The 12,480-nt window shown below is 70.5% G+C and carries 11 protein-coding genes; 4 read left to right on the forward strand and 7 right to left on the reverse strand.

Annotation, left to right across the window (positions count from 1 at the left end; genetic code table 11):
• The first annotated feature begins 123 nt into the window (after positions 1 to 123).
• Positions 124 to 1,299 (forward strand): elongation factor P maturation arginine rhamnosyltransferase EarP, encoded by a 1,176-nt coding sequence (earP, locus tag FHP08_RS09360; protein ID WP_147704177.1) that lies wholly within the window; start codon positions 124 to 126, stop codon positions 1,297 to 1,299.
• Positions 1,300 to 1,346: 47 nt separating this feature from the next.
• Complete coding sequence (efp, locus tag FHP08_RS09365; protein WP_147704178.1) at positions 1,347 to 1,907, forward strand: elongation factor P; 561 nt, start codon at positions 1,347 to 1,349, stop codon at positions 1,905 to 1,907.
• 7 nt (positions 1,908 to 1,914) lie between these two features.
• Here the strand turns inward: efp and FHP08_RS09370 are convergent, their stop codons facing one another.
• The 5 genes from FHP08_RS09370 to FHP08_RS09390 form a co-directional block, all read right to left on the reverse strand.
• Positions 1,915 to 2,751 carry a response regulator gene (locus FHP08_RS09370; RefSeq protein ID WP_147704179.1) on the reverse strand — a complete coding sequence of 279 codons (837 nt, stop codon included), beginning with the start codon at positions 2,749 to 2,751 and terminating at the stop codon, positions 1,915 to 1,917.
• Between the two features lie 142 nt (positions 2,752 to 2,893).
• Positions 2,894 to 4,177 carry a TRAP transporter large permease gene (locus tag FHP08_RS09375; protein WP_147704180.1) on the reverse strand — a complete coding sequence of 428 codons (1,284 nt, stop codon included), beginning with the start codon at positions 4,175 to 4,177 and terminating at the stop codon, positions 2,894 to 2,896.
• A complete protein-coding gene (locus tag FHP08_RS09380) occupies positions 4,174 to 4,701 on the reverse strand; it encodes a TRAP transporter small permease (RefSeq protein WP_147704181.1) in 528 nt (175 codons plus the stop codon). Before FHP08_RS09380 ends, FHP08_RS09375 begins: the two co-directional genes overlap by 4 nt.
• A gap of 179 nt (positions 4,702 to 4,880) precedes the next feature.
• Positions 4,881 to 5,927 carry a DctP family TRAP transporter solute-binding subunit gene (locus tag FHP08_RS09385; protein WP_147704182.1) on the reverse strand — a complete coding sequence of 349 codons (1,047 nt, stop codon included), beginning with the start codon at positions 5,925 to 5,927 and terminating at the stop codon, positions 4,881 to 4,883.
• Positions 5,928 to 6,031: 104 nt separating this feature from the next.
• Entirely contained in the window at positions 6,032 to 6,322 is a 291-nt protein-coding gene (locus FHP08_RS09390; RefSeq protein WP_147704183.1) for a DUF3579 domain-containing protein, read from the reverse strand.
• A gap of 174 nt (positions 6,323 to 6,496) precedes the next feature.
• Here FHP08_RS09390 and FHP08_RS09395 point away from each other — a divergent pair, with 174 nt between their 5' ends.
• Entirely contained in the window at positions 6,497 to 7,696 is a 1,200-nt protein-coding gene (locus FHP08_RS09395; protein WP_147704184.1) for an aspartate aminotransferase family protein, read from the forward strand.
• 16 nt (positions 7,697 to 7,712) lie between these two features.
• Positions 7,713 to 8,633, forward strand: coding sequence for an ornithine carbamoyltransferase (argF, locus tag FHP08_RS09400; RefSeq protein ID WP_147704185.1), 921 nt, complete (start codon positions 7,713 to 7,715; stop codon positions 8,631 to 8,633).
• 299 nt (positions 8,634 to 8,932) lie between these two features.
• On the opposite strand, the gene FHP08_RS09405 is transcribed toward argF, so the two are convergent.
• Entirely contained in the window at positions 8,933 to 10,486 is a 1,554-nt protein-coding gene (locus FHP08_RS09405) for an aminotransferase-like domain-containing protein (protein WP_147704186.1), read from the reverse strand.
• Between the two features lie 222 nt (positions 10,487 to 10,708).
• Complete coding sequence (locus FHP08_RS09410) at positions 10,709 to 12,433, reverse strand: M14 family metallopeptidase (protein WP_147704187.1); 1,725 nt, start codon at positions 12,431 to 12,433, stop codon at positions 10,709 to 10,711.
• Between the last annotated feature and the right edge of the window lie 47 nt (positions 12,434 to 12,480).

Raw genomic sequence — 12,480 nt, forward strand, 5'->3', positions numbered from 1 at the left:
GCCGGACGCGGCCGGCGAGAGCGCCGGGTGGTGGCCGGCGCCGGAAATGCGATCATCAGGATACCCGTTTCCCGGACTCCCGCCCCAGTCCAGGGCCCGGCGAACGTTCCCTTTTCGGCCACCATGCAAGCAGCCAGTCCCCTGCCCGCCGGCACCCGCTGGTGGATCCTGTGCCGCGTCGTCGACAACTTCGGCGATGCCGGCGTGTGCTGGCGCCTTGCGCGGCAGCTGGTCCGCGAGCACGACGCCGAGGTCACGCTGTTCATCGACCGGCCCGAGCTGATCGCACGGCTCGCGGGCACGGCGCCCCCACGGCTGGCCGGCGGGCCGCAAGCCCGGCTGGCCGGCGTCCGGGTGGAGCCGTGGCCTGCATCGCCCGTCGATGCGCAACCCGAGGTCGTGCTCTGCGCCTTCGGCTGCGAGCCGCCCGGCTGGATCCGGTCGATGCTCGCAGGCGGACCGCGGCGCCCGCTCTGGATCCACCTCGAGTACCTGAGCGCCGAGCCCTGGGTCGACGGCTGCCACGGCCTGTCCTCGGTCAAGCCCGACGGCGCGGTCGAGCACTTCTATTACCCGGGCTTCACGCCCGCCAGCGGCGGGCTGCTGCGCGAGCGCGACGCGCTCGCGCCCGCCGAACGGCCTGCCGAGGCCGCGCGCGCCGCGGCGCTCGAGCGGCTGTGCGGCCAGTCGCCCGAGCCCGGCGAACGGGTGATCACCCTGTTCTGCTATCCGGATTCGCCGCTCGATGCGCTGCTGCCGGCGCTGGCCCGCGGCGTGCGCCCCACCCTGCTGCTGGTGCCCGAAGGCGTCGCACCCGACGAGCCCGAGGCGTTCGCGGGCTGCGGCCTGCCGCCCGGCGGGCCGGCCGCGCGCCGGGGCAGGCTCAGGATCGCGCGGATCCGCTTCCTGCCCCAGGACGACTACGACGCGCTGCTGCGCCTGGCCGACCTGAACTTCGTGCGCGGCGAGGACTCCTGGATCCGCGCCCACTGGGCGCGCCGGCCCTTCGTCTGGCAGCCCTACCGACAGGACGAAGACACCCACCACGACAAGCTCGAGGCCTTCCTGGGCCGGCTGCGGGCCGCGGCGGCCGCGGCCGGGGATCCCCCCGCCGCGATCGGCGCAGTCGAAGCGACGATGCGCGCCTGGTCGGGGCTCGGCGATGCGGACCTGGCCTGGCAGGCGCTCGCCGGCCAGGACGAGGCGATCGAGGGCGTCTTCCGGCACTGGGCCGAGACCCTGGCCCGGCAGCCGGACCTGGCCGCGCAACTGGCCGGCTTCGTTCGCGACAGGCTATAATTTCGGGTTTACCAGCATCGGCCAAGAAAGGCCCGGGACCGCATCCGATGAAAATCGCTCAGGAACTCCGCACCGGCAACGTCGTCATGATCGGCAAGGACCCGATGGTGGTCATCAGGGCCGAGTACAACAAGTCGGGCCGCAACGCGGCCGTCGTGAAGATGAAGCTGAAGAACCTTCTCAACAACTCGGGCACCGAGACGGTCTGCAAGGCCGACGAGAAGTTCGACGTCGTCATCCTCGACAAGAAGGAAGTCACCTACTCGTACTTCGCCGACCCGATGTACGTGTTCATGGACGCCGAGTACAACCAGTACGAGGTCGAGGCCGACAGCATGGGCGACGCGCTGAACTACGTCGAGGAAGGCATGCAGTGCGAGGTCACCTTCTACGAAGGCCGCGCCATCTCGGTCGAGCTGCCCACCACGCTGGTCCGCGAGGTCGAGTACACCGAGCCGGCCGTCAAGGGCGACACTTCGGGCAAGGTCATGAAGCCGGCCCGCATCAAGCCCACCGGTTTCGAGCTGCCGGTGCCGGCCTTCGTGGAGATCGGCGACAGGATCGAGATCGACACCCGGACCGCCGAGTACCGCTCGCGCGTCAAGTAAGCCTGAATCAGGCGAGCAGCGGCTCGCCGCCGCCCTCGCGCCGCACCGCGCGGCGCAGGTGCCGGTTCAGCGTCTCGCGCAGCGATTGCAGCGTGACCGGCTTCACCAGGTAGCTGTTGCAGCCGGCCAGCGCACCGCGCGCCAGGTCGAAGGGCGAGGACCGGCTGGTCAGGATCACCACCGGCATCCCGCGCAGCGACCGGTTCTTCTTGATCAGCCGGGTCATCCGGTAGCCGTCCATGTCGGGCATCACCACGTCGGCGAGCACCAGCTCGTAGCGGCGCATGCCCAGTTGCTCGAGCGCCTCGCCGGCGCTGGCCACCGCCTCGCAGTCGATGCCCATCTGGTGCAGCGCGGTGCCCAGCTGGCGCCTCACGGTGGGGCTGTCGTCGACCACGAGCACCCGCGGCCGGCGCAGCACGCCGAAGTCCGACACCACCAGGCCCGGACGGGACCCCGCCGACGCCTCGAGCTCGCGCTTGCGCGACAGCTGCCGATCCACCACCCGGTTCAGCGTGAACAGCACCTGCGCCACGAAGCTCTGCACCAGCAGGTCGTCCTGCTGGCGCGACGGGTCGCAGCGCCGTCCGACCCGCACCACCGTATCGCGGTCGACGACCTTGGTCAGCTTCTCGAACAGGTTGGGCGCGCCAGTTGCGGTCATGTCGACCAGCGCGACATCGAACTGGCCCGGACCGCGCGAAGTGGCGATCGAGTAGCGATAGCGGTTGTGGTGCGCATGGCGCAGGACGATATCGAGCAGCTTCCGGAAGCGGGTCGCGAGTCCGAAGACCGCGATCTTGAACTCCGGCCGTTCGTCGCGCGTGGGCTGCTGTTCGTTCATGTTCGGAGAACCCCGGCGTGCGGTGGGAACCGAGCGAATTCTAACCCTGCCTCCCCCGCCCGGCGCAACTGCCGATGCGGAAAAAAATACACATTCCGCACAGGGACTTGCGGGCGGCTTCCGAGAAACGACCTGAACACACTCAATAGCCCAGCGCGTTCGGCAGCCACAACACCAGATCCGGCACCGCGATCAGCGCGATCAGCGCCGTCATCATCGCGAACACGAACCACACCGCCCAGCGGGCGGTCTGCTCGATCGCCACGCCCGCCATCCGTGCCGCCACCATCAGGTTGACCGCCATCGGCGGGGTGAACTGCCCGATCGCCACCATGTAGGTGAGCAGCACGCCGAACCAGACCGGGTCCCAGTCGTAGGCCCGCATCAGCGGCACCAGCAGCGGCACGAAGATCAGGAAGATCGAGATGCCGTCGAGCACCATGCCCACCAGCAGCAGCACCACCACCACCACGGCCAGCGCCGCCCAGGAGTTCAGGATGCCGTCCTGGGCGATCCTGGCGATCGGGTCCACGATGCCCAGGGTGCTGACCGTGTAGGCGAAGATGCTGGCCAGCGCCACCACGATCATGATGATTCCGGAAGTCTCGGCCGCCTCGACCAGGGTGTCGAAGAGTTCCCGCAACCCGATCGTCCGGTAGACCACCATGCCCACGAACACGCCATAGACTGCCGCCACGACCGCGGCCTCGGTCGGCGTGAACCAGCCCATCCGCATCCCGCCCAGGATCAGCACCGGTGCGAACAGACCCCAGCTAGCCTCGCGCAGCGCGCGCCAGAACGGCGGGCGCGGCTCGGCGGCCTCGTTCGCGCCGAAGCCATGCCGGCGCGCCAGCCATACCGCGGGAACCATCAGCGAGAGCCCGGCCAGGATCCCGGGCACGACGCCCGCCGCGAACAACGCCGGCACCGAAGCGCCCGGCACCATCACCGAATAGACGATGAAGGCCACCGAGGGCGGGATCAGGATGTCGACCGCCGCGGCCGAACCGATCACCGTGGCCGAGTAGTCGCGCGGATAACCGGCGCGCGCCATCGCCCCCAGCATCACGCCGCCGACCGCCGCCGCGGTGGCCGGGCCGGACCCGGAGATGCCGCCCATGAACATCGCCACGCCGATCGCCACCAGCGGCAGCATGCCGGGCCCGCGCCCGACCAGCGCCACCGCGAAATCGACCAGGCGCTTGGCGACGCCGGAGCGCTCGAACACCGCGCCCACCAGCACGAACATCGGCAACGCCAGAAGCGGGTACTTGGCGATGCCCGCATAGAAATTGTTGGGAATCGACAGCCAGCCCAGGTCGGCCAGCCCGATACCGACCGAACCGGCGAGCGTCAGCGCCACGCCGATCGGCACCCCCGCCAGCATCAGCACGATGAAGGCGGCAAAGATCGCGAACCCGATCATGCGCGCGCCCCCTTCAGGAGCCTGTGAAGCGCGCGGGCGGAGATCGCCAGCGCCAGCAGCGGCAGCCAGATCGTGTACCACCACTGCGGCACGCCAATGCCCGGCGAGGTGACCTCGTAACGGTAGTCGTCCCAGAAGAGGCGCAGCCCCAGGCCGAAGAGCAGCAGGAAGGCCACGACCGTGGCGAGCGAGGACAGCGTGGCCAGGCGTTGCCGCCGGGCCGCCGAGCCGCCCAGGAAGAAGATCTCGATCCGGATGTGCCGGTCGCGGACGACCGCGGCACCCGAGGCCACCATCGTCACCACCACCATCAGCCAGACCGAGATCTCCTCCGTCCAGGCGAAGGACTCGTTGGTGAGGTAGCGCACCAGCACGTTCGCGAAGGTGATCAGCGTGAGCAGCGCCATGGCCAGCGCGCCCACCCAGTCCTCGGGAAGACGGCGCGGCCGCCCGGCCCGGGTCGCGGCAGCCGGGTCGGCAGGCAGGTCAGGGGCGGGTGCTGCGAACTTGTCCGGATCGGGCATCTTGGCTTGGGGGACCGCCGACGTGTCGCGCACGCGGCGGGCCGGTCATCGAGTGGAAGGTGTGCGGGAAGCGACAGCACGGGAACCGATGGAAAAAGGCCGAGGCGTTTCCACCCCGGCCTTCGGTCCGGCGCGCGGCATGCCGCGCCCGGGCCAGCCCTCGGGCCCCGAGAAGGGCGTCAGGCCTTGCGACTGGCGGCCACGGCGGCCTCGGCTTTCTTGACCAGGTCCGGACCGATCTGCTTGGCCCACTTCTTGTAGACCGGCTCGAGCACCTTCTGGAACTGGGCCTTCTCGTCGGCGGTGAGCTGGGTCACCTTGACGCCCAGCGCCTCGACCTCCTTGACCATCGACATGTCGCCCTTGGTCAGGCCCTTGCGCGCGATCGCGATTTCCTGGTTGCCGGCCTCGACGGCGGCCTGGCGGACGATGTCGCGATCGGCCGGCGACCACGAATTCCAGATGTCGCGGTTCACGACGAAGATCAGCGGATCGGCGACGTAGTCCCACATCGTCACGAACTTCTGCGCCAGCGTGTGCAGCTTGGCGGCAGTGAAGATGTGCATCGGGTTTTCCTGGCCCTCGACCGCACCCGAGGCCAGCGCGGGTTGCGCGTCGGCCCAGCTCATCTGCGTGGGGTTGGCGCCCAGCGCGGTGAAGGTCTCGGTGAAGATCGGCGAACCCACGATCCGGAACTTCAGGCCCTTCATGTCGGCCGGCGTGCGGATCTCGCGCTTGGAGTTGGTGAGCTCGCGGAAGCCGTTCTCGCCCCAGGCCAGCGGCACCACGCCGGCCTTCTCGACGATCTTCATCACCCGGTCGCCGACCTCGCCGCGCACGATGGCGTCGAGGCCCGCGTGGTCCTGTGCCAGGAAGGGCATCGAGAACAGGTTCAACTCCTTGACCTGCGGCGACCAGTTGATCGTGGAACCGACGGCCATGTCGATCACGCCCTGGCGGATGGCCGAGAACTCGCGGGTCTGGTCGCCGTTGATCAGCGACACGCCGGGGTAGAGCTTCATGTTGATCCGGCCCTGGGTGCGCTCGCGCACCAGGTTGATCCAGATGTCGGCGCCCTTGCCCCAGGGAAATGCGGTGCCCACGACGGTGGACAGCCGGTATTCGGCCTTGTAGTTCTGCGCGTGCGCGGCGCGGGTCACGACGAAAGGCGCGGCGAGCGCGGCCGAGCCGGCTGCGCCGGCCTTGAGCAGGGAACGACGATCCATCTCCGGAATCCTCCACGTTGGGAATTGTTGCGGATCGGAGACCCGACCCGGTCGGGCGATTGTAACGCTGCGCCGGCGCAAGGCCCCGCCGACCCGGGATCGGGTCACACGACGACCTTCAGGTCGTTGTCGGCCGCGAAGCGGCGCAGGAAATCGTAGGCCATCGGCTCGATGCCGTGAAGCCGGGCGTCGACCGTCACGCAGCGGATGCCGTCGTGAAAGCCGGGCATGACGTAGGGGGAGTAGCTGAGGCGGGCGTCGGCCACGCTGCCGGTCGGCCTGAAGCCGGACATCACGCCGCACAGCCGGTCGGCCCAGTCGCTGGGCCGGAAAGGTCGCCCGCTCCCGGTCACGCCGAGGATGACGAAGGATTGGACGGCGGGGGTGTCGGGCATCATGGGCAGCGCACGAGCGCAAGCACGCGATTATAGCGGCCGGCTCCACCGTCGTTGGCCAGGCGGGGGGCTTCCCCTACAATCGGGAATGCGGCTCGCGCTCCGGCGCGGCCCCCCGGTCCGCTGCGGCCCCGGACTCCCCCGGCGCCGCGCAAACAGAACAAGGATTCCGCGATGGCAGCGACCTCTCCGCTGATGAACACCTATGGCCGGCTTCCGGTGGCCTTCAGCCACGGCGACGGCGCCTGGCTCTTCGACACCGATGGCAAGCGCTACCTCGACTGCCTGTCGGGCATCGCGGTCAACACGCTGGGCCACAACCACCCGAAACTGGTCGCGGCGCTGCGCGAGCAGGTGGCCCGCATCATCCACAGCTCGAACCTGTTCGAGGTGCCGCTGCAGACCCAGCTCGGCGCGAAGCTCGTCGAGCTTTCGGGCATGACCAACGTGTTCTTCTGCAACAGCGGGCTCGAGGCCAACGAGGCGGCGATCAAGATCGCCCGGAAGTACGGCCACGAAAAGGGCGTGGCCATGCCCGAGATCGTCGTCTTCGACAAGGCCTTCCACGGCCGCTCGCTGGCCACCCTGTCGGCCACCGGCAATGCCAAGGTGCAGAAGGGCTTCGAGCCGCTGGTCGAGGGCTTCGTGCGGATTCCGCTCAACGACGCGGCGGCCCTGCAAAAGGTGGCCGACGAGCGGTCCAACGTGGTCGCGGTCTTCCTCGAGGCCATCCAGGGCGAAGGAGGCATCCAGCCCGCCGGCATCGAGTTCCTGCGCGAGGCCCGCCGGATCTGCGACCAGAAGGGCTGGCTGCTGATGATCGACGAGGTCCAGTGCGGCACCGGCCGCACCGGCAAGTGGTTCGCCCACCAGTGGGCGGGCATCGAGGCCGACGTGATGCCGTTGGCCAAGGGCCTGGGCTCGGGCGTGCCGATCGGTGCGGTGGTCGCGCGCGGCGCCGCCGCCGAAGTCTTCCAGCCGGGCAACCACGGCACCACCTTCGGCGGCAACCCCCTCGCCATGCGCGCCGGCCTGGTGACCATCTCCACGATGGAGGAAGACGGCCTGCTGCAGAACGCGGCCGACGTGGGCGGCTGGCTGATCGAGACTTTCCGGCGCGAGCTCGGCGGGCTTCCCGGCGTGGCCGAAGTGCGCGGCCAGGGCCTGATGATCGGCATCGAGCTCGACCGACCCTGCGGCGAGCTGGTCAAGTCGGCGCTCGACGCCGGACTGGTGCTGAACGTGACCGCCGATCGCGTGATCCGGCTGCTGCCGCCGCTGATCTTCACGCGCGAGCATGCCCAGCGACTGGTCGACAGGCTGGCGCCGCTGGTTCGCGCTTTCCTGGAACGGCCCCAGGCCCAGGCGGCCTGACGTCCGGATGCCCATCATGACCATCAAGCACTTCCTGCAGTTCAAGGACCTGACCCGCGAGGAGATCGAGTACCTGTTCCTGCGCGCGCGGATCATCAAGGAGCGCTTCAAGCGCTACGAGACCTACCACCCGCTGGCCGACCGCACGCTGGTCATGATCTTCGAGAAGGCCAGCACCCGCACCCGGCTCTCCTTCGAGGCCGGCATGCACCAGCTGGGCGGCGCGGCCATCTACCTGAACACCCGCGACTCGCAGCTCGGCCGCGGCGAGCCGGTGGAAGACGCCGGCCAGGTCATCTCGAGGATGTGCGACCTGGTCATGATCCGCACCTTCGAACAGGAGATCGTCGAGCGCTTCGCGGCGAACTCGCGGGTGCCGGTCATCAACGGGCTCACCAACGAGTACCACCCCTGCCAGATCCTGGCCGACATCTTCACCTTCATCGAGCATCGCGGCCCGATCACCGGCAAGACCGTCGCGTGGATCGGCGACTCGAACAACGTCTGCAACACCTGGCTGCAGGCGGCCGAGCTGCTCGACTTCAACGTGCACGTGTCCACGCCGCCGGGCTACGAGGTCGAACCCGAGCGCGCAGGCCTGTTCGGCACCGACCACTTCGAGCAGTTCTCCGACCCGATGCAGGCCTGCCGCGGCGCGCACCTGGTCACCACCGACGTGTGGACCAGCATGGGCTTCGAGGCCGAGAACGACGAGCGCCGCAAGGCCTTCGCCGACTGGCGCGTCGACGCCGAAATGATGTCGGTGGCCGCGCCCGACGCCGTGTTCATGCACTGCCTGCCGGCGCACCGCGGCGAGGAGGTCACCGCCGAGGTGATCGACGGGCCGCAGTCGGTGGTGTGGGACGAGGCGGAGAACCGGCTGCACGCGCAGAAGGCGCTGATGGAGTACCTGCTGCTCGGGCGGCTCGCCAGCTGAGCAGGTCGCCGGGGCGCCGGGATCCGGCTCGCTGGCATTCGCCCGGGTCGGCGCGCTGCCCGCTGTCGCCGGGCAAGTGCTGCGGCCCCGCTGCGCGGGGCTGCCCTCGCCCACCTCGAAATCTCGCACCCGCCTCGTAAGGGGCTTCGCCCCTACGATCGGGTCCCGCGAGATTTCTTTCGGTGGCGCTCGGCTTGCACAATGCCCGGCGACAGCGGGCAGCGCGCCGACCCTGGATGGCGTGCCATGCGGGCCGGACGCCTGCGGCCCGTGGCCGTACCCTGCCGGCCCGCGCGCCGTCAGTCCCGCGGCGCGATCGCGTGGAGGTCCAGCGAGCGGATCGCGCCGATCGCGACTTCCCAGCGGCCTTCGGCGCACAGGCCGCGCATGCCGGCGTCTTCCCAGGCCTCGAGCGCGGTTTCGACGCAGGCGTCACGAATCGCGGCGGCGCTGGCCGGCGCGGATGCGCCCGCTTGACGGGCCGCCGAAGCGTTGGCCTCCGGGACGCGGGCCGTCGGATTGTCGGGCGGCGAAGCATCGCCCTGCTCGCTCGCCGCAGAAGCCCCGTCGGGCGCCGGCGCGCGCTCGCGCAGCGCGCGATGCGCCGAAACCAGCCGAGACACCGCCTCGGCGAGCTGGGCCGGCGTGGCGGTCGCGAAGCTGAGCCGCAGCGTGGCGCGGTCCGGCGCCGCGTCGTAGAAGGCCTCGCCCGGCACGAAGATCATCCCGGCATCGCGCGCCACCGGCAGCAGGCGGGTGGTGTCCGTGCCGTCGGTGAAGCGCGCCCAGACGAACATGCCGCCGTCGGGCCTGGATACTCGCAGCGTGTCGCCGAAGGCGGCAGCCAGCGCTTCGCACAGCGCATCGCGGCGCTCGCGGTAGGCCTCGCGCATCGCGGGCATCCGTGCGTCGAGACGGCCGCCGGCCAGGTAGCGGGCGGCGATCGCCTGGGTCAGTGTCGAAGTGTGCAGGTCCAACGCCTGCTTGGTGCGCACCACCGGTCCGCGCAGCCACTCGGGCAGCACCGCGTAGCCGATCCGCAGGCCGGGCGCCAGGATCTTGGACAGCGACGACACGTAGCCGCACCAGTCGGCCGCGCCGGGCACGCGCTCGGCCAGCGCGAGGAGCGGCGGCAGGTGCTCGCCCTCGACGCGCAGGCCACCGTAGGGATCGTCCTCGAGCACGAACACCCGATTGCGCACCGCCCACTCGAGCAGGGCGATGCGCCGAGCCAGGCTCAGCGTGGCGCCGGTGGGGTTGGCGAAGTTCGTCACCACGTAAGCCAGCTTCAGGCGGCCGTCGGCGCGCGATGCGCTCGCACGGTCTTGCCGGCCGGCCGGCGCTTGCCGACCCTGGGCAAGGCGCTCGGGCAGGTCGTCGACGCACAGGCCCTGCGCGTCGCCGCCCACGCCCACGCAGCGGGCCTCGGTCAGCGCGAAGACCTGCAGCGCCGCGAGGTAACCCGGCCGCTCCACGACCACGCCGTCGCCCGGTTCGAGCAGCGCGCGAGCGACCAGGTCCAGCGCCTGCTGCGAGCCGGTGGTGACCAGCGGCGCGTCGTCGGGCACCGCGGCGCCGCGCGCGCGAAGGCCCGCCGCGAGCAGCGCGCGCAGCGCCGTGTCGCCCTCGGTCGTGCCGTACTGGAGCGCTTCGCGAGGGGCCTGGGCGAGCGCTGCGTCCGCCGCGGCGCGAAGACCTTCGACGTCGAAGAGGTCCGGCGCCGGCAGCCCGCCCGCGAGCGACAACATGCCGGGCCGACGCGCGTCGTGCAGCAGGTCGCGCACCGCGGAGCTGCGCATCGTGGCCACGCGGCGCGCGAGCAGGTCTTCGGGAAGGTCGGTTCGGTCGTTCATCGTGGCGCCTCGTCGCGGATTGCCCGGCCTCGCCTGCCAGGCGAGCGCGGGCCGTCGATGCTCACAGCCTATACCCGCCGGGCGCGGCCGTCCCGGTCCGGCCGGGCCGCCCGCCGGCGGCAGTGTCAGGCCCCGGCGCCGGTACGGTCGCCGCCACCGCCCCGGCGTGGCCGCCGCCCCGGTCCGCGGCGCGGCGCGAGCCGAGCGCAGCGAACCCGGGCATCAAGGCCCAAGTGTCAGCGCCACGCGAAGCTTGCCGGCACGCCCGCCGTCGGCCGCGAGCACGAGCGTCGCGCCGGCCGGCGCCCGCACGATCCAGTCGCGGTGCGTTCGGTCGCCGGTCACGCTGCGCGCGGGCAGGAAGGCCTGCAAGGACGTCGCAGGCGCATGGCCTTCCAGCTGCGCCGCTTCTTCCCGATGCTTGCCGGATACCAGTTCGGCGCCCTCGGGCAGGTCGATCGACATCACCACGCCGCGCACCGTCTTGCGCGCCTGTGCGCGCTTCGTCACGTACTGCGGCAGGTAGCCGGCGTTGCCGACGACCAGCCGCACGCGCCAGGGCTGCTCGCCATCGGCCCCGGCGTCGTGCCCGAGCGGCACGGCCTCGGCGGAGATCAGCTCGAGCCGGGGCAGCGACAGCGCCAGCGCGGCCAGCCAGTCCGGGAAGCGGGCCACTTCACGCTCGCGCAGCTCGGGCGGCGGATTGCGCCAGTAGTTCATCCGGTCCCAGCCGCCCAGCTCGACCCGGCCCAGCTGCGGATGCTCGAACGGGTACCAGTCGACATGCGCCTTGCCGCCGCACTGCGCGTCGCTCCAGGCCAGCAGCTTCAGGTCGTCCTCGGGCGGATGCTCGCGGTACCAGCCGATCCAGTCGTAGCCGGTGATGCCGGCCTCGCGGTTCGGCGCCCACAGCTCCACGGTCCAGAACAGCGCGCCCAGGTGCTCGTAGAACCAGTCCTGCGTGCCGCTGATCACCTCGTTCGGGTGGTACTTGAAATCGTGGAAGATGCTCACGGACGGGTAGCCGGTCAGCGTCTCGCCGAGCTTCGACAGCCGCTTGATCGTCCACAGGTCCTCGGGAATCATCTGCTCGTCGGACTCGCCGCCCATCGGCCGAAGGATCACGCCGCTGTGCGTGTGGAAGCTGACCGCCGCGCCGATGTTCGGGTGATCGACCACGAACTGCACCATGGCCCGGACCTCGGGCTCGCTGGTCGGGAAGGGCCCCGCCCCGACCTGCTCGAACTCCTGCCGCCAGTTGGGCGGGAAGTTGCGGTTCAGGTCCAGGCCTTCGCGGTCGCGGTTGACGTTGACCGACACGCCGTCCCAGTTCGTCAGCAGGCCCTCCGGAATCACCCGGTAGAAGGGCCCCTGCAGATCGCCGGGCTCGCGCGGCACGAGCAGGCGCGGCTCCTCGGGGTGCCGTTTCCAGCCGCCGTGCGGATCCTCGATCCGCATCGTGAGGACGCGGCCGTCGCCGTCGACGTCCTCGACGGCGAGGCCTTCGACCGGCGCCTCGTCGAAGGGATACGGCCGTGTCGAGGACCGGATGTGCCGCGGCCGATCGGCCAGCGCCAGCTCGGCGCCGTCCGGGTTGAGCCGCGGGCACAGATAGACGCAGCGGGTATCGAGCAGCGCGGTGATCTTCGGGTCGCTGCCGTAGCCGGTGGCCAGCTGGTGAAGCCAGTACAGCACCGCGGTGCAGGCGGTCAGCTCGGCCGCATGGATGTTGCCGTCCACCCAGAAGGCCGGCTTGTCGGTGTCCGGCCCGGTGGCGCGATGGGTCGCCACCAGCAGCCAGATCTCGCGCCCTTCCCAGCTGCGCCCCAGCTCGCGCAGCTCGAACAGGTCCGGACGCGCCTGCGCATAACCGCGCAGCAGCCGCCCCAGCTCTTCGTGGCGCGGAAACTCGTCGAAACGGGGTTGGGGCAGGCTGTGCTTCGTCATCGTCACGCAGGCATCATTCGATATCGACCGCCACAAGCTTAAGCGAT

The organism is Zeimonas arvi, assembly GCF_008039575.1.
GTDB classification, from domain to species: Bacteria; Pseudomonadota; Gammaproteobacteria; order Burkholderiales; family Burkholderiaceae_E; genus Zeimonas; species Zeimonas arvi.